The organism is Loktanella sp. S4079, from assembly GCF_000967725.1.
In the GTDB taxonomy this organism is placed as follows: Bacteria; Pseudomonadota; Alphaproteobacteria; order Rhodobacterales; family Rhodobacteraceae; genus Yoonia.
The window spans coordinates 212,372-234,895 of record NZ_JXYE01000003.1 but is presented as its reverse complement, the minus strand read 5'-3'; the positions used below and the strand labels follow the sequence as shown (position 1 = coordinate 234,895).

Below are 22,524 nucleotides of genomic sequence, written 5' to 3'. Positions count from 1 at the left end.
ATGGCATCATATCAAACACGGCAGAGGGATCCTCTTTTGGATAGTGCAACGCAGGCAGCATTAGAAAAGCGTAGCAAAGAACTGTTGGGTATTGGTTTGGGTATAGCGGGCCTGATCATTGCAATGATCGTTGGCAGCTATTCCCCTGATGACCCTAGTTGGATTTCAGCGACCGATGCTCCGGTGCAAAACTGGTTGGGGCATTTTGGTGCCTCAATTGCTGCGCCTTTGATCATGGTTGTTGGTCTGGGAATTTGGGTTTTGCCCGTCTTACTGATCTCTTGGGGTGCGCGGTTCGTGCTGCACCGTGGTCAGGATCGCGCGATGAGCCGGATCATCTTTGCCCCTGTCGCTATCGTTGTGGGGGCCGTTTATGGGGCGACCTTAACCCCAAGCGTTGCTTGGCCAGAGAATTTTGGCATGGGTGGGTTGTTTGGTGACACTGTATTGGGTGTTATTCTGACAATCGTGCCCTTTGGTCCTGTTTTCGGGGTCAAGCTGCTGTCGCTGCTGGCTGGTATTGCGCTGGTGGCGTTGATGGCATTTGCCTTGGGCTTTACACGGCCAGAGTTGCGTGTTGCTGGAAAATTCCTGCTGCTCGGGACTGTCATGCTTTATGCGATGCTGCTGAAATTGATTGGCAAGGGCGCGACAATGTCGGCCAAAGCCGCACAGGGCATGAACGATAACGTTAAGGCCTATCGTGCAAATGCCGCTGAACGCCGGGCCGCCTTGCGCTTTGATGATGAAGACGATGTGCTCGAGGATGCTGAACCTGCACCCGCTCCTGCGGCACCAGATTTCAAGGCCCGCGCCGCAGCTGTTGTGCGCGCGCGCCCTGCAATGCCGACCTCTGACGCGCCGATGGCTGCGCCTAAAATGCCACCTGCGCCACCGTTGACCGCAACCCGCGCGACAGATGTTGCACCCGCTTCGCCGACGGCAGAGCCTGCGTCAGGCGGCAGTTTCTTGTCCGGTTTGTTGAAACGCAATGACCCGATGCCGGAACCTGAATTGGTAACGCCTGCTCCGATTGAACCCATTGCACCGATCAGTGGCGATGCGGACCGCGTTAGCACCCGTATCGCAAATGCAATCAAAGCCCGCGAAGTCCCACCTTCGCCAACGGGCGTGCGGATCGAACCGTCTTTGACGGCAGGGCGTGGTCCAAAACCTTTGGTCTTTGAACGGACCCAAGAACCTGTGGTCACCGATGTCCCGCCTGCACCGACTGAGCGCGAACCTATCGCCTTTGCCGATCTAGAGCCGATGCCAGAGCTTGATGATGAGGATACGACGCAGCCGAATGTGGATGTCGCCCCCTATGTGGCCGCCCCACATATGCCGATTCCGCCTGCGCATGTTCCTGTTGCACCGTCAGTGCCCAAGGTCGAGCCCCGTGCAGTTGTTCAGCATCCACCCAAGCGTGCGCCGCAGCCTTCGCGTCAGGCTAAGGCAGAAGCACAGCCCGCATTGGCTTTTGATGAAAAATACGCGGATTATGAGCATCCGCCGCTGAACTTGTTGATGAACCCCATTGACGTGCAGCGCCATCATCTTAGCGATGACGCGCTTGAGCAAAACGCGCGCATGTTGGAAAGCGTACTGGACGACTATGGCGTAAAGGGTGAAATCACTTCGGTGCGTCCCGGCCCGGTCGTAACCATGTATGAACTAGAGCCCGCCCCCGGTTTGAAGGCAAGCCGTGTTATCGGCCTATCCGACGATATCGCGCGTTCGATGTCGGCGCTGGCGGCACGTGTTTCCACTGTGCCCGGTCGTACTGTGATTGGTATCGAGCTACCGAACGAGAACCGCGAAAAAGTCGTGCTGCGCGAGATCCTGTCGCATCGTGATTTCGGCGATGGCAACCAAAAGCTGCCATTGGCGCTGGGCAAGGACATCGGCGGCGAGCCTATTGTCGCGAACCTTGCGAAGATGCCTCACTTGCTGATCGCGGGTACGACAGGTTCGGGTAAATCGGTGGCGATCAACACGATGATCTTGTCATTGCTTTACAAGCTGACACCCGAAGAATGCCGCATGATCATGATCGACCCCAAGATGCTGGAACTGTCCGTCTATGACGGTATTCCGCACCTTTTGTCCCCGGTTGTGACAGACCCGAAAAAGGCTGTTGTCGCCCTGAAATGGGTCGTGGGCGAGATGGAAGAGCGTTACCGCAAGATGTCTAAAATGGGTGTGCGGAACATTGATGGCTATAATGGTCGCGTCAAAGATGCCCTAGCCAAGGGCGAGATGTTCAGCCGCACAGTCCAGACCGGATTTGACGATGAAACCGGCGATCCGGTATTCGAGACCGAAGAATTTGCGCCAGAGGTGTTGCCCTATATTGTGGTTATCGTCGATGAGATGGCTGATCTCATGATGGTTGCGGGCAAAGAGATCGAGGCCTGTATTCAGCGCCTTGCGCAGATGGCGCGTGCATCGGGTATCCATTTGATCATGGCAACACAGCGTCCGTCAGTTGACGTTATTACAGGTACCATCAAGGCGAACTTCCCCACGCGGATTTCGTTCCAGGTGACGTCGAAAATCGACAGCCGCACGATCTTGGGTGAAATGGGTGCCGAGCAGCTACTGGGCATGGGTGATATGCTTTATATGGCGGGCGGATCCAAAATCACCCGCGTGCATGGCCCGTTTGTCAGCGACGAAGAAGTCGAAGAGATCGTGAACCACCTTAAGGGCTTTGGCCCGCCTGAATACATGTCAGGCGTTGTCGATGGCCCGGACGAGGAAAAATCGAGCGACATCGACTTGGTGCTGGGGCTTGGCGACGGATCGGATAGCGAAAATGCCCTGTACGACACTGCGGTGGCAATTGTGATCAAGGATCGCAAGTGCTCGACCTCTTACATCCAGCGCAAACTGTCGATCGGCTACAACAAAGCAGCACGACTGGTTGAGCAAATGGAAGACGAAGGTGTGGTCAGCGCCGCGAACCACGTCGGCAAACGCGAGATACTGGTGCCCGAACAGCATTAGCCCGACTGGCTGCAGTAATCGGCCCGACAATGGTTGGCAAAAGACCAAAAAGAAGACCCGCCAGATTTCTCAGGCGGGTCTTCTTTTTGTTATGCTCTAGGTCGAATTAGTTGGCTGTGCCGACAAAGCCACCAACAAGAATTTCATCACTCGAGTTGCCAGCAAAAGCACCGACGATGCCTTCGGTTCCGATAAGGCCAGTCATGTCCCCAACTAGTCCGTCATAGTAGACTGAACCATCCAAAGCGTTGCCAGTGTACGAACCTGAGATCGAGATGTTGTCATCGTCGCCATAAACATATCGCGTTGTCAGACTGGCATATATTGAAATATCGCCGGAAACGTCTTTCAGCGTATCGGTTTCGAGATGTGTGAGCTGATAGGTGGCATTGTAGCTGACTGATCCAGTGGAAATTTCAGGGCCAACGTATGAATTGGGCGCGACGCCAGCGACAGCTTGGAATGTTGTCGTCCCTTCTAGCAAGCCGTATTCGTAGGCATATCCTGTTCGTTGCCCTTCAACGAGAGCCATATCTCTACGTCCGCCTGTCAGGTCTCCGAATCCTTGATCGGGAATTTCGCCATGTACGTTCAGTGTGACGAGCTCTGTATCCGGAGTGTTCCCTTCACCAATACCGGTGACCGCCTCGCACCCTGCGACCGAAACTCCGCACGCAAGGGCAACAAAAACTCGAACAAATGCCATTTTACGCCTCGTTTAATTTCTTCTTACATTGGGTGTTTTGTTCCATATCGGCAAATTTAATGAAACTAAAAATTGTATTTACACAAAAAACCCCGCTTGATTTTTCAAGCGGGGTTCAAATTTGTCACAATGATTTGCTTAGAGCAAACCTTCGCGCTGTAGCTTTTTCCGAGCCAGCTTGCGCTGACGACGGATAGCTTCCGCTTTTTCACGTGCTTTGCGTACGGACGGTTTTTCGAAATGCTGCTTAAGCTTCATTTCACGGAACACGCCTTCACGCTGAAGTTTCTTTTTCAGAGCACGCAACGCCTGATCGACGTTGTTATCACGAACACTAACCTGCATGTGGTTTACACCACCTTTCTAAGTTGGATTTGCAAAAATTGCAGGAAGTGGGCAGATAGCAAAGGCGGGCTAATTTGTCTAGTCCCGGCTGAGGTCAAGGAGAAACCCGATGACAGACGTACAAAAAGCAAATCTATTGAACGAGATATTGCCGCATGTTGCCTTTGACGGTTGGTCGCCGACCGCGTTCTCGATGGCGGTTCAGGGTTTGGATATGACAATGGCCGAAGCCAAAGAGATTTGCCCGCGAGGCGCTGTGGATTTGGCGATCGCATTTCACAAGAAAGGAGATGCCAAAATGGTTGCCGATTTGGCGACGACGGACCTGTCCGAATTAAGGTTTCGCGATAAGGTCGCGACAGCAATTCGTCTGCGTCTGGCTGCGGTGGATGACAAAGAGGCGGTGCGACGTGGCACCACTTTGTTTGCGATGCCACATATGGCGGCAGATGGGGCTAAGCTGATTTGGGGCACTTCTGACGCAATCTGGAATGCCCTTGGTGATACTTCGCGCGATGTGAATTGGTATAGCAAACGTATGACGCTCTCGGCTGTGTATGCTTCTGTGGTGCTGTTTTGGCTGGGTGATGACAGTCTGGAAGGGCAAGCAACCGACGCCTTTATTGATCGCCGGATCGAGGACGTTATGAAGTTTGAGCAGACCAAGGCACGGATCAATGACAATCCATTGCTCAAGCCGTTTGCTGGCGCTGTTGGTCGCGTTTTGTCGGGGATCAAGGCACCGGGGCGACATATTCCGGACGATTTGCCGGGAATTTGGAAGGATCCAAAATAATGAAAGCCATCGAGATTTCGCAGCCGGGCGGGCCTGAAGTTCTGAAGCGCGTTGATCGTCCGATGCCGGAACCTGCGCATGATGATGTGGTGATCAAAGTTGCTTACGCGGGTGTGAACAGGCCAGATGCGCTCCAACGTGCGGGGCTTTATAATCCGCCCAAGAATGCGAGCGATCTACCCGGCCTTGAAGCCGCAGGAGAGGTGGTCGCCATTGGTACAGGTGTCCAGTCAGTTGCAGTGGGTGATCAGGTTTGCGCGCTGCTACCGGGCGGTGGATATGCGGAATATGTCACGACCCCTGCGGCCCATTGCCTGCCAGTTCCAAAGGGACTGAGCCTTGCGCAGGCGGCATGTTTGCCCGAAACGTTCTTTACGGTTTGGTCGAACGTGTTCATGCGGGGTGGTCTGAATGCAGGTGAACGGTTCTTGGTGCATGGTGGCAGTTCAGGGATCGGAACGACCGCGATACAATTGGCGAAAACCTTTGGTGCACGTGTTTTTGCAACAGCGGGCGGCGACGAAAAATGCGCGGCCTGTGTCGACCTCGGGGCCGAAGCTGCGTTTAACTATCGCGATGTCGATTTTGTTGAAAAAATGAAAGCAGTGGGCGGTGCGGATTTGATCCTCGATATGGTCGGAGGCCCCTATATTCAGCGAAACATTAAGGCATTGGCGGATGACGGACGGTTGGTGCAGATCGCATTTTTACAAGGATCAAAAGTTGATATTAACCTAATGCAGTTGATGATGCGTCGCTTGACGGTGACCGGATCAACGCTGCGCCCGCAGTCTGATTTGGCAAAGGCGCGGATCGCAGAACAATTGCGCAAGTATGTGTGGCCATTGATTGAGGTGGGTAAAATTGCTCCAGTGATGGATCAGGAATTCGCATTGGCCGACGCTGACCAAGCCCATGCGCGTATGGAAAGCAGTGCGCACATTGGAAAGATTGTTCTGAGGGTCTGATAGCCTCAGCGGTCGCGCGGTGGATAGGCCTTGTAGACGGGCAGGTGCCAGCCGAATTGGATGCTTCCGGCGCGGAGGGCGAAGGCGCTTCCTGCACAGATGAGGAGTGCTGTTGGTTCTGGGATGTCCAAGTAAAGCGCGATTGAGGCAGCGATGCCGCCGGTCATTGCGCAGGTGACATATAGTTCACCCTGTTTAAGCACCAAAGGGACTTCGTTGCAGACCACGTCGCGCATCAGCCCGCCAAAGCAGCCGGTGATGATGCCCATGATGATCACGATGCTGGGTGGCTGATTGGTCGCGAGCGCGACTGCGACGCCCGCAGGAACCGCGACGGCAAGCGCGCAAGCATCAAGCCAGAGGATCGTGCGGTATCTACTTTCCAATAAATGAGCGGTTAGAAACACCAGCAATGCAGCAAGTGCGGCGACCCCGATATAGGCGGGGTGCTCGACCCAGAACACGACATCACGGTTCAGCAGGATGTCGCGCAGCGTTCCTCCGCCAACAGCCGTCAGGCTGGCGATGAACACGAAACCGACTAGGTCCAATTGTGCACGGCTCGCGACCAGCGCCCCCGTCAATGCAAAGACAAACACCGATGCATAATCGAGGAATGCCAGCAGCGTCATTTCTTGAACGGCTCCATCCCGGCGCGGGCCAATGCATCGGCGCGTTCATTTTCGGGGTGCCCGGCGTGGCCTTTGACCCATTCCCAAGTCACGTCATGGCGTTGCACAGCGGCATCGAGCCTGCGCCAAAGGTCTTCGTTCTTGACGGGTTTATTGCCTGCCGTTTTCCAGCCGCGTTTTTTCCAACCAAAGATCCATCCTGTAATGCCGTCTTTGACGTAAGAGCTATCTGTAACAATGGTGAGCTTTGTTGGGCGGTCGAGCGTTTCAAGCGCGGTGATCGCGGCCAGAAGCTCCATTTTGTTGTTGGTTGTGTGGGCTTCGCCGCCTTTGAGTTCGCGTTCCTTGAGAACCGTATCACCGTCGCGCGCAATCAGCAGCGCGCCCCAACCGCCGGGGCCAGGATTCCCAGAGCAAGCTCCATCAGTGTAGGCGAATAGTTCAGTCATTGTTTGCTTTCTTGGCGCAGCGGCAGTTTGGTCGCGCCCCTTTTCGACATCTTTGCGCGCGAAAACAATGATAAAAGGTCAGGCCTTTTCAAATGCGAGGCGCAGCCCCAGTGCAGCAAAGATCGCCGCAAATGATCGATTGAGCGCGCGCATGATTCCTGCGCTTTGCAATAGGCGATCGCGGGCGAGTGCGGCGAATACGCCGTAGAGCACAAAAATAGCAAAGGTCATCATCATAAAGATGGCACCGAGTGTGATCATCTCGGTCGTTGCAGAAGCCGCTGTGCCTGACAGGAACGGCGGTAGTAAGGCCAGAAAAAAGATCGACAGCTTGGGGTTCAGGATGTTGATCAAAGCGCCACGTTGGATGATTGCCATAGCGGGTTGTGCGTTTGCGTCAGCGCGGACCGCCAGTGCGCCGTCGGATTTGAGCGACTGCCATGCGAGGTAAAGCAAATAGGCCACGCCCGCAAATTTCACGACCTGAAACAGAACAGCGCTGGTATGAAGCAATGCAGCCAGCCCTAGTATTGCGGCTGCAAGATGGGGGATGATCCCGATCGTACATCCAAGGGCCGCGAAAATCGCGGCTTTGCGCCCTTGGCCTAAGCCAAGCGCGAGAGTGTAGATAACGCCCGTGCCGGGCGCGATGCAGACGACGAAGGCGGTAAGGAGAAATTGTAGACTGATCACTACGCAGGCACTCTCAATACACGTGGAACCTTGAATTCGACGTTTTCTTGTGCGGTTTCAACCATTTCAACGGTGACATCGTATTTGTCGCGGAATGCGTCGATGACTTCGTTGATGAGCACCTCAGGGGCGGATGCGCCGGCAGTGATCCCCATTGATTTGATCCCATCGAGCGCGCGCCAGTCGATATCATCGGCGCGTTGCACAAGTTGTGAATACGCGCAGCCCGCACGCGCGCCGACCTCGACCAACCTTTTGGAGTTCGACGAATTTGGTGCGCCCACAACGAGTATCGCATCGCAATGTGGTGCGATGGCTTTGACTGCTTCTTGGCGGTTTGTGGTGGCGTAGCAGATATCTTCTTTGTGGGGGCCGACGATTTTGGGAAAGCGCGCGTTGAGTGCGGCAACGATATCAATCGTGTCATCAACCGAAAGGGTGGTCTGCGTTACAAAGGCAAGCCGATCAGGGTCGCGCACGTCAACGGTTGCGACATCTTCGACAGTTTCGACAAGCAGTACCTCTCCGGCGGGTAGTTGCCCCATGGTGCCAACAGTTTCCGGGTGGCCCGCGTGGCCGATCATGATCATTTGCAACCCGTTGTCGGCGTGGCGCTGTGCCTCGATATGCACTTTTGACACCAGCGGGCAGGTCGCATCGACATAGATCATCTCACGTTTGGCTGCGGCGGCAGGGACGGCCTTGGGGACACCATGAGCGGAAAAGATCACGGGCCGGTCATCAGGGCATTCGTCAAGTTCTTCGACAAACACCGCGCCCAGATCGCGCAGGCCATCGACAACGAATTTGTTGTGAACGATTTCGTGCCGGACATAGACGGGCGCACCCCATTTTTCGATCGCCATTTCGACGATCTTGATTGCACGGTCGACGCCTGCGCAAAAACCGCGTGGCGCGGCCAAGTAAAGTGTAAGAGGGGGCTTAGTCATCTGTATCCTCCGGCGGGTTGCTACAGAGGTAAGACTTTGACGCCGTGGCGTCCAGAGCAGGGCGTCAGACAGTTACCCGCCTGACGCCAATATCATTAGCTTTCTTCGGTCGCTGCTTCTTCGGCGAACTCTGGACGAGGTTCGCGCGTCGGGCGGCCGACAACGTCGCGCAGTTCGTCCAGCTCGATAAAGTTATCGGCCTGACGGCGCAGTTCGTCTGCGATCATTGGGGGCTGGCTACGGATTGTCGAAACAACAGAAACCCGCACGCCTTTGCGTTGCAGTGCTTCGATTAGCGGACGGAAATCACCGTCGCCCGAAAAGAGCACAACGTGATCAACATGCGGAGCGAGCTCCATCGCATCGACAGTCAGTTCGATGTCCATGTTGCCTTTGACTTTACGCCGGCCCATGCTGTCGGTGTATTCTTTTGCCGGTTTTGTCACCATGGTGAAACCGTTGTAGTGCAACCAATCTACGAGTGGGCGGATCGGAGAATACTCGTCATTTTCCAGCAAGGCGGTGTAATAGAAGGCCCGGAGCATTTTGCCACGACGCATGAATTCTTGGCGAAGAAGTTTATAGTCGATATCAAAGCCAAGAGATTTTGCGGCTGCATATAGATTCGAGCCATCGATGAAGAGCGCAAGACGCTCGTCCCGATAAAACATGAAATATCCTTTCAAAATTGTTCGCGCTGCCTTGCACGCAGTGAGTGGTGTGTGTTGTGCAAGGGTTCGAATATTGTAATGTTTTCGTAAAACCTGACAAGTAGAGAATATGGACGATAAATGTAGTTTGGCGCTTATCGCCTTTGGTAGCAACGAAAATTCAAATTTGGGTGACCCTAGGGAGACTATACAAAAAGCTATGAAAAACATAGCTGATATGTCAGTTTCAGTGAAGAAAGTAAGCCAATCTTTCACAACGCCAGCATTTCCGGTGGGTGCTGGTCCTGATTATGTGAATGCCGCGATGGCAGTCAAAACGAATCTGTCTGCGACAAAATTACTTAGTAAATTTCACGAGATCGAGGCCTTGGCGATGCGAAAACGTGACCAAAGATGGGGTCAGCGGACGCTAGATATCGATTTGATTGCGCTGGATTCGCAGGTGTTGCCGGATCTGTCGACCTATCAGGAATGGCGAAATCTGGACGTTCAAACGCAACAAGAACGCGCACCTCGTGAACTGATTCTGCCCCATCCTCGCGTTCAGGATCGCGCATTTGTGTTGGTTCCATTGTGCGAAGTTGCCCCGGATTGGACGCACCCTGTGTTAGGGCGCACTGTCCGCGAAATGCGGGATGCCTTGCCTGCCAGTGACTTAGCTGCGGTTGTGCCTATTCCGGATTGAACGCGGCCGGGGGTGCGATTGGCCGAAGTTTCTGCCAAGGATTAGTCCTGTGCCCCTTGTCAATCCTGTATTTTGGCAATAGATAAGCCTCTTGCTAAGTCCCCTTGACTGACTGGAGTACGCCCATGGCCCGCGTCACCGTAGAAGATTGCGTCGATAAAGTTCCAAACCGTTTTGATCTTGTGATGCTTGCGGCTCATCGTGCGCGCGAAATCGCGTCTGGTGCCCCCATCACAGTCAACCGTGACAACGACAAGAACCCCGTTGTTTCACTGCGCGAAATCGCAGAAGAAACACAGCAGGCGGATGATCTGCGCGAGCGCATGATCGAAGCGCATCAGACTCAGATCGAGGTTGATGAGCCCGAAGAAGATTCGATGTCTCTGCTGATGGGTGCCGAGGCGGACAAGCCTGTTGAAGACGACATGTCCGAAGAAAAGCTGCTGCGCGCATTGATGGAAGCGCAGGGCCAACGTTAATAGGCCTTTGCCGGCCTACAAGGATAGGTGCGGGACCAGATGACGACTGCTGACGAACTGATCGCTCTGGTCCGCGCGTATAACCCGAATACCAATCAGGAATTGCTGCGTGACGCTTATGTCTTTGGTGCTGAAATGCACGAAGGGCAGTTCCGTCATTCTGGTGAACCTTATTTCACCCACCCGATTGCCGTTACCTGTATTCTTGCTGAACAGCAGATGGACGACGCCACTTTGGTGACGGCGTTGTTGCATGACACGATCGAAGATACCAAAGCGTCATTCGCTGAGGTCGAACAGCGGTTTGGTCGCGAGATCGCCGATCTGGTTGACGGTGTTACGAAGCTGACAAATCTGCAGCTGACCTCGACACAAACCAAGCAGGCCGAGAATTTCCGCAAGCTTTTCATGGCGACGTCGCGCGATTTGCGTGTGACATTGGTTAAGCTCGCTGACCGTCTGCACAACATGCGCACGATCAAGTCGATGCGCCCCGAAAAACAGGCGCAAAAAGCGCGCGAAACCATGGATATCTTTGCCCCGCTTGCTGGCCGCATGGGTATGCAATGGATGCGCGAAGAGCTTGAGGATCTATCGTTTCGCGTTTTGAACCCCGAAGCGCGGAGTTCAATCATCCGCCGCTTTATTACGTTGCAGCGTGAGGCGGGCGATGTGGTTCAAAAGATCACCGCAGACATGCGGGTTGAGCTTGAAAAGGCGAATATTCAAGCCGAAGTGACGGGCCGCGCCAAAAAGCCCTATTCGATCTGGCGCAAGATGCAGGAAAAGGAAAAGAGCTTTAGCCGCCTTTCCGATATTTACGGCTTCCGCGTGATCGTGGCGACCGATGCAGATTGCTATCGCGTGTTGGGGGCGATTCATCAGCGTTGGCGCGCTGTGCCTGGTCGCTTTAAGGATTACATCAGCCAACCCAAGAGCAACGGCTACCGATCCATCCATACAACTGTTTCCGGTCGCGATGGTAAGCAGGTCGAGGTCCAAGTGCGGACCCGCGAAATGCACGAGGTTGCCGAAACCGGTGTTGCCGCGCATTGGTCTTACAAAAACGGTGAGCGGGTCGAGAACCGTTTTGCGGTTGATCCCGTGCGCTGGATCTCGGCACTGACCGAACGGCTGGATGACGATCAGGACCACGACGAATTCCTCGAGGCTGTTAAGCTCGAGATGTATAACGATCAGGTGTTCTGCTTTACGCCCAAAGGCGATGTGATCAAACTGCCGCGTGGCGCAACCCCAATTGATTTCGCCTATGCCATTCATACCCGCATTGGTGCTGCCTGTGTCGGTGCAAAGGTCGATGGTATTCGCGTGCCGCTTTGGACGCGTCTCAAGAACGGTCAATCGGTTGAGGTAATCACCGCCGAGGGCCAGACACCACAAGCGACTTGGATCGAGATTGCAGTGACGGGGCGGGCCAAGACGGCGATCCGCCGCAGTTTGCGCGAGGCTGATCGTGGTCGCTTTGTCCGTTTGGGGCGCGAGCTAGCCCGTGTTGCCTTTGAAAACGTTGGCAAAAAGGCGACGGATAAGGCGCTTGGTATGGCGGCCAAGGCTCTGGCAATTGCTGATGTCGAAGAACTGCTCGCGCAGCTTGGCAGCGCCGAGATAACCGGCCGCGAGGTTGTGCGCGCGATCTACCCAGAGCTTGAATCGCGCCACGGCGATGAAGTGGATGCAAAACGCGCAGTTGTCGGTTTGGCCGCTGATCAAGTGCAACGCCGCGGTCCATGCTGTCAGCCCGTGCCGGGCGAGCGCATTTTGGGGATCACTTATCGCGGCCAAGGCGTGGTGGTGCATGCAATCGATTGCGAGGCGCTTGCCAATTATGAGGACCAGCCCGAACGCTGGGTTGATTTGCACTGGCACGAAGGAACCCATGCTGCGGTGAACACCGTTACATTCAATGTGACCATTACGAATGATGCCGGGGTACTGGGGCGAATTTGCACATTGATCGGCGAGCAAAGCGCCAATATCTCAGACTTGAGATTCATAGACCGGAAGCCCGATTACTTCAGGTTGCTGATCGACGTTGATTTGCGTGACGCAGAACACTTGCACCGCGTCAAAACAGCGCTCGAGGCGGATAGCAACGTGTCGTCAATCTATCGCCACCGTGACCCAGATATGGCGAACGCAAGGCCCAGCTAACCCACTGGGGAAGGAATAAAAGTTTGGTTTTTAAGCGTAGGGATAGACGGCCAATCTGGCAGATTGTGCTGGATTTTTTCTATCCTCGCGGCGGTTGGGCACGCGCGTTTGAATATGTGAAACACCGGGTGCGGCGGTTGCCAGATACGCCTGAAAAGATCTCTCGTGGGATTGCTGCTGGCGTATTTACGGCATTTACACCCTTCTACGGAATCCATTTTGTTTGTGCGGCCATTATTGCCCGGGTGTTGCGGGGCAATATTTTTGCAGCGCTTTTGGGTACGTTTTTTGGGAATCCGCTGACCTACATTCCCATCGGTGTTGCTGCTTTGTCGGCAGGGCACTGGTTGATGGGGCGCCCGTTTAATGCTGCGCTGTTTGGCTTCGGCCATCGCGATCCTGATTTTTGCGGCTTAGGGTGCCGCTTTGGCAGCGCGTTTTCCGATATTTGGCACAACTTTTTGGCCATGTTTACCAGTGCCCGTGCAGACTGGCACGGACTGGCGGAGTTCTATCACGAAGTGTTCTTGCCCTATCTGGTGGGCGGTATCATTCCGGGTATTATTTGTGCGGCTGTGTCTTATTATATTTGCGTCCCCGTCATTACGGCCTACCAAAATCGCCGCCGCAAGGCGTTGCGCAATAAGCTAAGCCAGCTAAGCAAGAAATCCGAAACAGTGAATGACGACGCGCATTGAACGTCATAGAGTTCTACGGAACGAAGGGAATTGAGATGGCATCCGAGAAACTCCGCCTTGGTGTGAATATTGATCACGTTGCGACAGTGCGTAACGCGCGTGGTGGTGATGTGCCTGATCCTGTGCGCGCGGCCTTGATCGCGGAACAGGCAGGTGCTGATGGTATCACCGCCCACCTGCGCGAGGATCGGCGCCACATTATCGATTCAGACATTGATCGACTGGTTTCGCAACTGACCGTGCCGTTGAATTTTGAAATGGCCGCGACTGATGAGATGCAAACAATCGCGCTACGGCACAAACCGCACGCCGTGTGCTTGGTGCCTGAAAAGCGCGAAGAAAAAACAACCGAAGGCGGACTGGAGATTGCGCAGCAAGACAACAAACTGGCGCATTATATCAGCCCGTTTGTAGAGGCCGGTTCACGTGTGTCTTTGTTCATCGCAGCCGACCCAAAGCAGGTCGAGGCTGCAGCGCGTATCGGTGCGCCAGTCATTGAGCTTCATGCGGGAGCTTACGCCGATGCATGGGCCGAAGAACGCTGGGACGCGCGTGATAGTGAACTTGCCAAGATCACCGATATGGCGGCGTATGCGCATGAACTAGGGCTTGAGGTGCATGTGGGGCACGGGCTGACCTACGACAGTGTTGGCCCCATCGCCGCGTTGCCACAGGTGCGCGAATTGAACATCGGGCATTTTATCATTGGCGAAGCGATCTTTCGCGGGCTTGGCCCGGCAATTGCAGAAATGCGTCGCTGCATGGATGCGGCCCGCGCCGGAGAATGACATGAATTACAAGCGCTACACCGCCATTATTATCGGGGTGACCATTGGTTTGCCGATTTTGCTAGGGATGTTGCGTCAATTGACGGGGCTCAACCTATCGACCGGCTTTACGGCGATTGCCCCGGCACTGGTGGCAGCGTTGGTTGAGGGCCAGCAGTTTGCTAAGACCCATAACCGCGTTCCAACAGGTAGCGAGACAAAGTCATTCGTAGGCTTTGCCACGCTTATCAGCGCAGGTTTTCTTATCCTGTTTAGTGCGGCAATCATCACGAATGTCCCAGGGTTCGGGGAGCTCTTGGAAACGCCGCCGGCTGCATGGCTGATATTTAGCGTTTTGGGCTTTGTCGTTGCAATGATTGCGCTGTGTAATTTTGCTTTTCTGCGAATGGGCGCGAAAAATCAGCTTAAGGCCATCCAAGCGGGACGCAGCAAATGATCTTGGGGATCGGAACGGATCTGGCCAATATTGAACGGATCGCGGGGACGCTTGATCGGTTTGGTGATCGGTTTCGCAACCGCGTCTTTACCGAGGTCGAACAAGCCAAAGCTGAGCGTCGCAAAGACGTCGCGGGGACCTATGCAAAACGCTGGGCCGCCAAGGAGGCATGTTCAAAGGCGTTGGGTACGGGACTGGCCATGGGGATTTCGTGGAAAGATATGGCCGTCACCAATATGAAAAGCGGTCAACCAACGATGCAGGTTACCGGCTGGGCCAAGGATCGCTTGGATGCGATGACCCCGCCGGGACACAAAGCCGTCATTCACGTGACTTTGACCGACGATCACCCTTGGGCACAAGCGTTTGTGGTGATTGAGGCGCTCCCCGCCGCTTGACAGCGCGGGCATGCCCCCCCATGAAGCCACAAACACCAAAAAGGAAATGGCTATGGCCGAAGAAGCCGAAAAAACAGGCCCTGTGGGCGCGATCGTTGAAACGGTGAAAACCGTGTTCTGGGCGCTCATTATTGCGGGTGTCTTTCGTAGTGTGTTTTTCCAACCCTTCTGGATTCCGTCGGGATCGATGAAGGATACGCTCTTGGTGGGTGATTTCTTGTTCGTGAATAAGATGGCTTATGGGTATTCCTATGCGTCATGCCCGTCCGTGCCATTTTTGAACATCGGGGCAGATGACGTTTGTGGCATCTTCGAAGGATACGAAGACCGTCTGTTCGGCTCTGACCCAGAGCGCGGTGATATCGTTGTATTTCGCCACCCTGTTACAGGCCGCGATTTCATCAAGCGTTTGATCGGTTTGCCGGGGGACCGCATTCAGATGAAAGATGGTCTTCTTTATATTAACGACGAAGCAGTCGTGGTCGAAGATGCAGACCCCTTTGTCGAGATAATGGAACCGCAAGGCCCGCAGGGGCGCGTTCCACAATGTGGAAATGGCGTGGTTGGCAACGGCGCAGACTGCGTGAAAGAACGCCAGTATGAAACGCTGCCCAATGGTGTCCGCCATAGCGTTCTAAACGTTGGATCACGCCCGCAAGACAACACACAGGTCTTTGTTGTGCCTGCGGATCGGTTCTTTTTCATCGGTGATAACCGCGACAATTCCATTGATAGCCGCTTTAGTCAGGCACAGAATGGCGTTGGCTTTGTTGAGCGCAAAGACCTGATTGGTCGCGCTGATCGTGTTATCTTTTCTTCCGCAGGTCGTTCGATGCTGTTCTTCTGGACATGGCGTTCTGACCGTTTCTTTAAGGCCCTCGATTGAAGATTTCAGCTGAACTCACCGCGTTTTCTAAACGGCTTGGCTATCAGTTTCAGAAGCCAGAGCTGTTGTTGCGCGCTGTTACGCATTCTTCGATGGTTAGTCCGCATCGTGACGATAACCAGCGGCTCGAATTTTTGGGTGACAGGGTTTTGGGGCTCGTGATGGCCGAGGCGCTTTTACTTGCGGATAAATCGGCACCCGAAGGGCTGCTTGCCCCACGCTATAATGCGCTGGTCCGTCGAGAGGCTTGCGCGGATGTAGCGCGCCAGATCGAACTTGGGTCGGTGTTGAAACTCGGGCGTTCCGAGATGAAATCTGGCGGCCGCCGGAAAGAGGCGCTTCTCGCTGATGCGATGGAGGCCGTGATTGCCGCAGTCTATCAGGACGGCGGTTTTGATGCCGCCAGAACGATTGTGCTGAATCTATGGGGCGCACGGATTCACAATGTCGCGGCCGATGCGCGCGATGCTAAGACATCTCTGCAAGAATGGGCGCAGGCGCGGGGTGAAGTACCACCCAAATATGTAGAGGTCGCACGTACCGGTCCAGACCATGCGCCGACATTTACCATCGAGGTCCAGCTTGCCTCTGGCCCGACCGAGCAGGCAACAGCAAGCTCAAAACGCCATGCGGAACAGGCCGCCGCCAAGGCCCTTTTGAAGAAAGTAACGTCATGACTGATACGCTCACGAAGGCAGGTTTTGTTGCATTGATTGGTGAACCGAATGCGGGCAAGTCGACGCTCTTGAACCGGATGGTTGGCGCGAAGGTTTCGATTGTAACGCATAAGGTTCAAACGACACGCGCGCGCATTCGTGGTGTCGCGATGGAAGGCAACGCCCAGCTTGTTTTCGTAGATACGCCAGGCCTGTTTAAGCCAAGGCGCCGCCTTGATCGCGCAATGGTTGCTGCCGCTTGGGGCGGGGCCGCAGACGCAGATGTTGTTGTGATGCTGATCGAGGCGCATCGTGGTATGACCGATGGGGTCAAGGCGATCCTTGAAGCGCTGGAAGAGCGTGCAGGAAAAACCAAGGTCGCTTTGGCGATCAACAAGATCGACAAGGTGAAATCCGAAGTGCTGCTTGCACTGACCAAAGAGATGAATGACGCCTACCCGTTTGCAGACACTTTTATGATCTCAGCCGAGCGCGGTCACGGCTGTGATGCGCTGCGCGCTTGGCTCGTTGATCAGGTTCCCGAGGGTCCATTCCTCTATCCCGAGGACCAGATTGCCGATCTGCCAATGCGGATGATCGCATCCGAAATGACACGAGAAAAGCTGACGCTGCGCCTGCATCAAGAATTGCCATATGAATTGACGGTCGAGACCGAAAACTGGGAAGAACGCGCTGACGGTTCTGCAAGAATTGACCAGCTCATTTACGTCGCGCGTGACGGTCACAAAGGCATTGTTCTGGGCAAAGGCGGTGAGACGATCAAATCGGTGAGCCAAGCCGCCCGCCTCGAGCTTGAAGAGTTTCTAGGTCGTCGCGTACATCTTTTTGTTAAGGTTAAGGTCCGCCCAAATTGGCTCGAAGAATCTGAGCGCTACTCTGAAATGGGCCTCGATTTCAAAGACGGTAATAGCTGATCGGCCGCTGCGATGAGGCTGACGGCAGATATTTGGGTGTCCGCTTATCTGACACGGCTGCGTCTAAGCGACATCCCTGCGTTTGTCGTGGCGCGTGGTGATGCAACGGCAGGCGCTGTGCTCGTTAAGCTGAATAGTTTGGATGGTAGCGCGTGTTGCTATCAGCGCAGCTTTGATCTGAAGACTGGCGATCGCAAATGGGTGGTCTTAGTCGAAGGGGACGAGGTCGAAGTTGATCAGTCTATCGCGAAACAAAGAGGATTCGACCCTGACCTGTGGGTGATTGAGGTCGAAGACCGACAGGGGCGCCATCTGTTGGACGAACCGGGGCTTGAATGACTTTTATGCCTCCGGCGGGAGTATTTTCAGCAAGATGATGATATTCGGCAGTATCGTAACGGGTTGTTAATCTTAATCGTCCAAAAAGGTGATGCGGTACAGGCTGGAGAGCCGATGGCCGTGCAAGGTGATGAGGCTGCGGCCTTTCATTGGGGCAAGATGGCTTATGTATCATCTTGCCCAAAATACTCCCGCCGGAGGCTCCGACACTTGCAATTGAACGTTCATCTCGCTGATATGGCGATATGATTTTGGCGGTGTTTCAATGATTGAATGGCGGGACGAAGCGGCACTATTGGCTGCGCGGCCATTTGGTGAGAATGCCGTCATTATCGACGTATTCAGCGCCGTACATGGATTGCATTCAGGTGTTGTTCGCGGTGGCACCAGCCGAAAGATTGCACCAATCTTGCAGCCTGGTGCACAGCTTGCTGTGACGTGGAAGGCCCGTTTGGAAAGTCATCTGGGGTCATTCAGTGTTGAGCCGGTCCGCAGTCGAGCGGCCGCCGCCATGGGTGATCGCCTTGCTTTGGCGGGGTTGAACGCTGTCTGCGCAATTTTAGGGATCGTGTTGCCGGAACGCGAGGCGCAAGGCGCACTTTATGATCGCACGATTGGGTTGTTGGATTTGCTGGGGCAGTCTGAAGTTTGGCCGCTTGCCTATTTGCGCTGGGAGCAGGCGTTGCTGGATGAAATGGGCTTTGGGATGGATTTATCGGCCTGTGCGGTAAGGGGCACCAATGAAGAGCTGATTTATGTTTCGCCGAAATCAGGCCGCGCGGTGAGCCGTCAGGCGGCAGGCGAGTGGGCGGATCGGCTGCTGCCTTTGCCACCTGTTTTGGCTGGGCAGGGCGATGCGAGTAATGCTGAGATTGTCACAGCGCTGCGGACCACAGGGTATTTTCTAGAGCATCGGTTGGTGAAATCCATCGGTGACCGACCGGTTCCCTCAGCACGCATGCGCCTAATCGAGGCGATTGCCCGATTAGAGTAATTCGTTGTCGATGAGGTGGGCGGCAGTAGCGACCACGCTCTTGGGGGTGCGCCGCATGCCACGACCGAGCGTTTTCATGATCCGGCTGTTGTCGATCTTGTCGATTTGGCCCAGCAGAGGCACGATCTGCCGAACGGCTGGATCAAAGATTGCGAGGAACCGAACGATAAAATCTGGCGCAGTCCGCGTCACGATGCGGCGTTTGGGGTAGGCGGATTTGAGCGCCTTGGCGATTTCGGCGAAAGTCATGAAGCGATCGACAGTCATGATCCGTTGACCATAGGTCGCGGGATTATCGATCACGCTGACATGGGCTTCTGCAACGTCGATCACATCCACACAGCTAAACCCAAAATTGGGAAGCATGGGATCTTTGGCGTTGAGAATACGTTTGATCACGCCAACGGAGGTGCCGAACTTGTGATCCAGTGGTGCACCGACCACAAAGCCAGGGTTGATCACGGTGAGTTTCAGATCAGGTGCCTCGGTTTTGACGTAGTCCCAGGCGGCACGTTCGGCTAGCGTTTTTGACTTCGTATAGGAGCTGATATCTGGTTCGTTCGGATCGGTCCAATTGGTTTCGCTATAGGCGGAGTCTCCGGCAGGGAGAGGTGAGCCATTAATCGCGGCAGTTGACGAAGTCATGATAACCCGCTGGATGCCTGCCTGATGCGCGGCGCGTAGGGCGCGCAAAGCGCCATCAACTGCGGGGCGTATTAGGTCGTCTTCGTCCTTGGGTTGGGTCATTGGAAACGGCGAGGCCGTATGCATCAACACATCAACCCCTGACATTGCCTCGGTCCAGTTGTCATCGCTGGTCAGATCAAGCGCAACAAAGCTGAGCCTGTCGTCGAGGTCATCGGCATGCGTCAGATGGGGGCGAAGCGCGTTGATGACTTCATCCGCACGGTTAAGGTCGCGGATTGTGCCTCGGACACTGTAACCTGCTTCGAGAAGCTGAAGCGCAATATGTTTCGCAATATATCCGGATGCACCGGTAAGCAGAACTGTTTTTGGCACAATGGACTCCGACAAATTCAGGGTCGTCTGGCGACCTTTGAATTGATGAATATCTGGATATGAGGTGTCGGGCTATCGCGAAATTGTCGAAAGGTTCGCTCTGCGTCAAAGATGCAACCCCAAGGTGACTTAGGGTTGCATTTGGCCTTGTTAGACTCTTTCAAGGGCGACGGCGATCCCTTGGCCAACGCCGATACACATGGTGGCGAGCGCGTATTTCCCGCCAGTTCGCTGTAGCTGTAACGCAGCCGTTCCAGAGATGCGTGCGCCCGACATGCCCAAAGGATGGCCCAGCGCAATCGCGCCGCCATTCGGGTTGACCCGTGCATCGTCGTCCGCAATGCCAAGAGCGCGTAGCGTTGCCAGACCCTGCGAGGCGAAGGCTTCGTTCAATTCGATCACATCGAGATCGTCGGCCTTTAGGCTTAACCGCTCCAGCAATTTTTGCGACGCTGGGGCAGGACCAAAGCCCATGATCCGTGGCGCGACACCAGCCGTCGCGCCGCCCATGACGCGTGCGATGGGTTTCAGGCCGTGACGCTTGATTGCCGCCTCATTCGCGATGATCAGCGCGGCTGCGCCGTCGTTCACGCCTGATGCGTTGCCTGCGGTCACTGACCCGCCTTCGCGGAATGGCGCGCGTAGTTTGGCCAATGCTTCGATTGTGGTTTGTGGACGCGGATGTTCATCGGTGTCGACGACAATCGGATCACCCTTGCGCTGTGGGATGGTCACAGGTGCGATTTCCTGCGCCAGCGTACCGTTTTCCATCGCGACGCCCGCCTTTTGCTGGGACCGCAGCGCAAAGGCGTCTTGGTCTTCGCGTGAGATATTGAAATCCTCGGCCACGTTTTCGGCGGTTTCGGGCATCGAATCGACGCCGTATTGAGACTTCATCAGCGGGTTTACGAAACGCCAGCCGATGGTCGTGTCGTGGACTTCGTTCGCGCGGGAATAGGCGCTGGTTGCCTTGGGCATCACAAATGGCGCGCGGCTCATGCTTTCCACGCCGCCAGCGATGATCATATTGGCTTCGCCTGCTTTGATGCTGCGTGCCGCTAGGATCAGCGCGTCCATGCCAGACCCGCAGAGGCGGTTTACAGTTGAACCCGGTACGGTTTCGGGCAGGCCGGCCAATAGGGCGGACATGCGTGCGACGTTGCGGTTGTCTTCGCCTGCTTGGTTTGCGCAGCCAAAGTAGACTTCGTCAACCTCAGACCAGTCGATGTCGTGGCGCGCCATGAGCGCGCGCAGTGGTACGGCACCAAGGTCGTCAGCGCGGACAGGGGCAAGTGCCCCACCAAAGCGCCCGATGGGCGTGCGGATATATTCGCAGATATAAGCTTCTGTCATTGTGATACCTTACAGTTCAGGGACGATCAAATCGCCGACAGTGTCTGTTGTGTGCAGCGTCGCACCGGTTAGTGCTTGGAGATCGTCGAATGAAATCGCAGGCAGCTTTTCACGCAAGACAAAGTGACCGTCTTCGATGTCGACAACGGCAAGCGACGTATAAACACGTGTCACGCATCCAACGCCCGTGAGTGGTAGGGAACAGCGTTGAACAAGCTTTGGATCACCTTTTTTGGTAAGGTGGTCAGTGATAACGGCAACGCGTTTTGCACCGTGCACAAGATCCATCGCGCCGCCAACGGCTGGGACACCGCCGCGACCTGTGGACCAGTTTGCAAGGTCACCTGTTTCGGCAACTTCATAAGCGCCGAGGATCGCGACATCCAAGTGCCCACCGCGCACCATCGCAAAGCTATCTGCGTGGTGAAAGAACGAGGCACCGGGGTTCAGCGTGACCGCTTTTTTACCTGCGTTGATCAGGTCCCAGTCTTCTTCGCCCGGGGCAGGCGGTGCTCCGAAGTCAAGCAAGCCATTTTCGGTGTGATAGATCGCTTGGCAACCTTCGCGTTGGTAACGGGCCACCATTTCAGGGAACCCGATACCAAGGTTCACATAGGCCCCATCGTCGATGTCTTGTGCGGCACGCCATGCGATTTGCGCGTTGCTGAGTTTGATGTCGTCGATCTGGGTCATGGGTATACCGCCTCTGCGAGGTTAAGCACTTCTTCTTGGGCTGGGTTCTTCACCTCGATCACGCCGTTCACAAAGATGCCGGGGGTGATCACGGTTTCGGGGTCAATAGCGCCGGGTTGGGTCAATTCACTGACCTGAACGATGGTGTTTTTCGCGGCCATACACATGAGCGGGCCAAAGTTGCGGCCTGCCTTGTTGTAGGTCAGGTTGCCGTGGGTGTCGCCGCGCTGCGCTTTGACCAGTGCAAAATCCGCCTTGAGCCAGCGTTCTTGGACATAGGGGCGCCCGTCGAATTCTTCGATTGGCTTGCCTTCGGCCAATTCGGTGCCGTAGCTGGTCGGCGTGTAGAACGCGGGGATGCCAGCACCGCCTGCGCGAATGCGTTCGGCTAGCGTCCCTTGGGGAACGATTTCAAGGTCGATCTTGCCCGCAAGGTAACGTTCGGTGAATGCACGCGGATCTTTGGAGCGTGGGAACGAACAGACCATTTTCGCGACCATGTCTTGTTCGATCATCGCGGCAATGCCGATATGGCCGTTGCCTGCGTTGTTGTTGATCACAGTCAGATTGCGCGGGCGGTGATCGATCAGCGCGTGGATCAGTTCGATTGGTGCGCCAGAGCCGCCGAAGCCGCCGATCATGATCGTTGCCCCATCGGGGATGACCGACACAGCGTCGGCCAGTGAATGTAATGTCTTATCCATAGGAACCTCTTGGCAGGGATGGGCAGAAACTACGCCTTCGCCGTGATGGGCCAATCAAAAACGTGCGTA

At 55.1% G+C, this 22,524-nt stretch carries 26 protein-coding genes; 15 read left to right on the top strand and 11 right to left on the bottom strand.

What is annotated here, in order from left to right:
- Positions 1-3,009 carry a DNA translocase FtsK gene (locus TW80_RS10470; RefSeq protein ID WP_045997355.1) on the top strand — a complete coding sequence of 1,003 codons (3,009 nt, stop codon included), beginning with the start codon at positions 1-3 and terminating at the stop codon, positions 3,007-3,009.
- 106 nt (positions 3,010-3,115) lie between these two features.
- Here the strand turns inward: TW80_RS10470 and TW80_RS10465 are convergent, their stop codons facing one another.
- A complete protein-coding gene (locus TW80_RS10465; protein WP_045997354.1) occupies positions 3,116-3,715 on the bottom strand; it encodes a hypothetical protein in 600 nt (199 codons plus the stop codon).
- A gap of 138 nt (positions 3,716-3,853) precedes the next feature.
- On the bottom strand, positions 3,854-4,060 hold the full coding sequence (rpsU, locus tag TW80_RS10460; RefSeq protein WP_008231221.1) for a 30S ribosomal protein S21: 207 nt from the start codon (positions 4,058-4,060) through the stop codon (positions 3,854-3,856).
- A 109-nt stretch (positions 4,061-4,169) separates the two neighbouring features.
- On the opposite strand from rpsU, the gene TW80_RS10455 reads away from it, so the two are divergent.
- Positions 4,170-4,856: a COQ9 family protein gene (locus tag TW80_RS10455; RefSeq protein ID WP_045997353.1), complete on the top strand. Its 687-nt coding sequence runs from the start codon at positions 4,170-4,172 to the stop codon at positions 4,854-4,856.
- On the top strand, positions 4,856-5,824 hold the full coding sequence (locus TW80_RS10450; RefSeq protein WP_045997352.1) for an NAD(P)H-quinone oxidoreductase: 969 nt from the start codon (positions 4,856-4,858) through the stop codon (positions 5,822-5,824). The genes TW80_RS10455 and TW80_RS10450 overlap by 1 nt, the downstream gene beginning before the upstream one ends.
- A gap of 5 nt (positions 5,825-5,829) precedes the next feature.
- Here TW80_RS10450 and TW80_RS10445 read toward each other — a convergent pair whose 3' ends face one another.
- The 5 genes from TW80_RS10445 to TW80_RS10425 all read right to left on the bottom strand — a co-directional run bounded on the left by TW80_RS10445 (position 5,830) and on the right by TW80_RS10425 (position 9,219).
- Positions 5,830-6,456 (bottom strand): trimeric intracellular cation channel family protein, encoded by a 627-nt coding sequence (locus TW80_RS10445; RefSeq protein ID WP_045997351.1) that lies wholly within the window; start codon positions 6,454-6,456, stop codon positions 5,830-5,832.
- Positions 6,453-6,905: a ribonuclease HI gene (rnhA, locus tag TW80_RS10440; RefSeq protein ID WP_045997350.1), complete on the bottom strand. Its 453-nt coding sequence runs from the start codon at positions 6,903-6,905 to the stop codon at positions 6,453-6,455. Before rnhA ends, TW80_RS10445 begins: the two co-directional genes overlap by 4 nt.
- A gap of 78 nt (positions 6,906-6,983) precedes the next feature.
- On the bottom strand, positions 6,984-7,598 hold the full coding sequence (locus TW80_RS10435) for a LysE family translocator (protein WP_045997349.1): 615 nt from the start codon (positions 7,596-7,598) through the stop codon (positions 6,984-6,986).
- Positions 7,598-8,548, bottom strand: a complete 951-nt coding sequence (gene ispH / locus TW80_RS10430) for a 4-hydroxy-3-methylbut-2-enyl diphosphate reductase (protein ID WP_045997348.1) — start codon at positions 8,546-8,548, stop codon at positions 7,598-7,600. The genes TW80_RS10435 and ispH overlap by 1 nt, the downstream gene beginning before the upstream one ends.
- A 95-nt stretch (positions 8,549-8,643) precedes the next feature.
- The gene (locus TW80_RS10425) at positions 8,644-9,219 is read right to left on the bottom strand and encodes a LabA-like NYN domain-containing protein (RefSeq protein WP_045997347.1); all 576 of its coding nucleotides are present in this window, start codon (positions 9,217-9,219) and stop codon (positions 8,644-8,646) included.
- Positions 9,220-9,346: 127 nt separating this feature from the next.
- Here TW80_RS10425 and folK point away from each other — a divergent pair, with 127 nt between their 5' ends.
- From folK to recO, 12 genes are all read left to right on the top strand, one after another.
- Positions 9,347-9,904: a 2-amino-4-hydroxy-6-hydroxymethyldihydropteridine diphosphokinase gene (gene folK / locus TW80_RS10420; protein ID WP_239450526.1), complete on the top strand. Its 558-nt coding sequence runs from the start codon at positions 9,347-9,349 to the stop codon at positions 9,902-9,904.
- A gap of 125 nt (positions 9,905-10,029) precedes the next feature.
- On the top strand, positions 10,030-10,383 hold the full coding sequence (gene rpoZ, locus TW80_RS10415; protein ID WP_045997345.1) for a DNA-directed RNA polymerase subunit omega: 354 nt from the start codon (positions 10,030-10,032) through the stop codon (positions 10,381-10,383).
- Positions 10,384-10,422: 39 nt separating this feature from the next.
- On the top strand, positions 10,423-12,555 hold the full coding sequence (locus TW80_RS10410) for a RelA/SpoT family protein (protein WP_045997344.1): 2,133 nt from the start codon (positions 10,423-10,425) through the stop codon (positions 12,553-12,555).
- Positions 12,556-12,578: 23 nt separating this feature from the next.
- The gene (locus tag TW80_RS10405) at positions 12,579-13,253 is read left to right on the top strand and encodes a DUF2062 domain-containing protein (protein WP_045997343.1); all 675 of its coding nucleotides are present in this window, start codon (positions 12,579-12,581) and stop codon (positions 13,251-13,253) included.
- Between the two features lie 35 nt (positions 13,254-13,288).
- The gene (locus TW80_RS10400; RefSeq protein WP_045997342.1) at positions 13,289-14,041 is read left to right on the top strand and encodes a pyridoxine 5'-phosphate synthase; all 753 of its coding nucleotides are present in this window, start codon (positions 13,289-13,291) and stop codon (positions 14,039-14,041) included.
- A gap of 1 nt (position 14,042) precedes the next feature.
- Positions 14,043-14,477 (top strand): ABZJ_00895 family protein, encoded by a 435-nt coding sequence (locus TW80_RS10395; protein WP_157033246.1) that lies wholly within the window; start codon positions 14,043-14,045, stop codon positions 14,475-14,477.
- Positions 14,474-14,875, top strand: a complete 402-nt coding sequence (acpS, locus tag TW80_RS10390; protein ID WP_045997340.1) for a holo-ACP synthase — start codon at positions 14,474-14,476, stop codon at positions 14,873-14,875. Before TW80_RS10395 ends, acpS begins: the two co-directional genes overlap by 4 nt.
- A 52-nt stretch (positions 14,876-14,927) precedes the next feature.
- Positions 14,928-15,761, top strand: a complete 834-nt coding sequence (gene lepB, locus TW80_RS10385) for a signal peptidase I (protein WP_045997339.1) — start codon at positions 14,928-14,930, stop codon at positions 15,759-15,761.
- Positions 15,758-16,438, top strand: a complete 681-nt coding sequence (rnc, locus tag TW80_RS10380) for a ribonuclease III (protein ID WP_045997338.1) — start codon at positions 15,758-15,760, stop codon at positions 16,436-16,438. The genes lepB and rnc overlap by 4 nt, the downstream gene beginning before the upstream one ends.
- Complete coding sequence (gene era, locus TW80_RS10375; RefSeq protein WP_045997337.1) at positions 16,435-17,352, top strand: GTPase Era; 918 nt, start codon at positions 16,435-16,437, stop codon at positions 17,350-17,352. Before rnc ends, era begins: the two co-directional genes overlap by 4 nt.
- A 12-nt stretch (positions 17,353-17,364) precedes the next feature.
- Positions 17,365-17,691, top strand: a complete 327-nt coding sequence (locus TW80_RS10370; protein WP_045997336.1) for a DUF1491 family protein — start codon at positions 17,365-17,367, stop codon at positions 17,689-17,691.
- Between the two features lie 265 nt (positions 17,692-17,956).
- Positions 17,957-18,685, top strand: a complete 729-nt coding sequence (gene recO, locus TW80_RS10365) for a DNA repair protein RecO (RefSeq protein ID WP_045997335.1) — start codon at positions 17,957-17,959, stop codon at positions 18,683-18,685.
- On the opposite strand, the gene TW80_RS10360 is transcribed toward recO, so the two are convergent.
- From TW80_RS10360 to TW80_RS10345, 4 genes are all read right to left on the bottom strand, one after another.
- Entirely contained in the window at positions 18,677-19,705 is a 1,029-nt protein-coding gene (locus TW80_RS10360) for an SDR family oxidoreductase (RefSeq protein WP_045997630.1), read from the bottom strand. The two genes, recO and TW80_RS10360, sit on opposite strands and share 9 nt — an antisense overlap.
- Before the next feature lie 150 nt (positions 19,706-19,855).
- Complete coding sequence (gene pcaF / locus TW80_RS10355) at positions 19,856-21,058, bottom strand: 3-oxoadipyl-CoA thiolase (RefSeq protein ID WP_045997334.1); 1,203 nt, start codon at positions 21,056-21,058, stop codon at positions 19,856-19,858.
- A 9-nt stretch (positions 21,059-21,067) separates the two neighbouring features.
- Positions 21,068-21,751, bottom strand: a complete 684-nt coding sequence (locus tag TW80_RS10350; RefSeq protein WP_045997333.1) for a 3-oxoacid CoA-transferase subunit B — start codon at positions 21,749-21,751, stop codon at positions 21,068-21,070.
- Complete coding sequence (locus tag TW80_RS10345; protein ID WP_045997332.1) at positions 21,748-22,455, bottom strand: 3-oxoacid CoA-transferase subunit A; 708 nt, start codon at positions 22,453-22,455, stop codon at positions 21,748-21,750. Before TW80_RS10345 ends, TW80_RS10350 begins: the two co-directional genes overlap by 4 nt.
- Positions 22,456-22,524 lie beyond the last annotated feature (69 nt).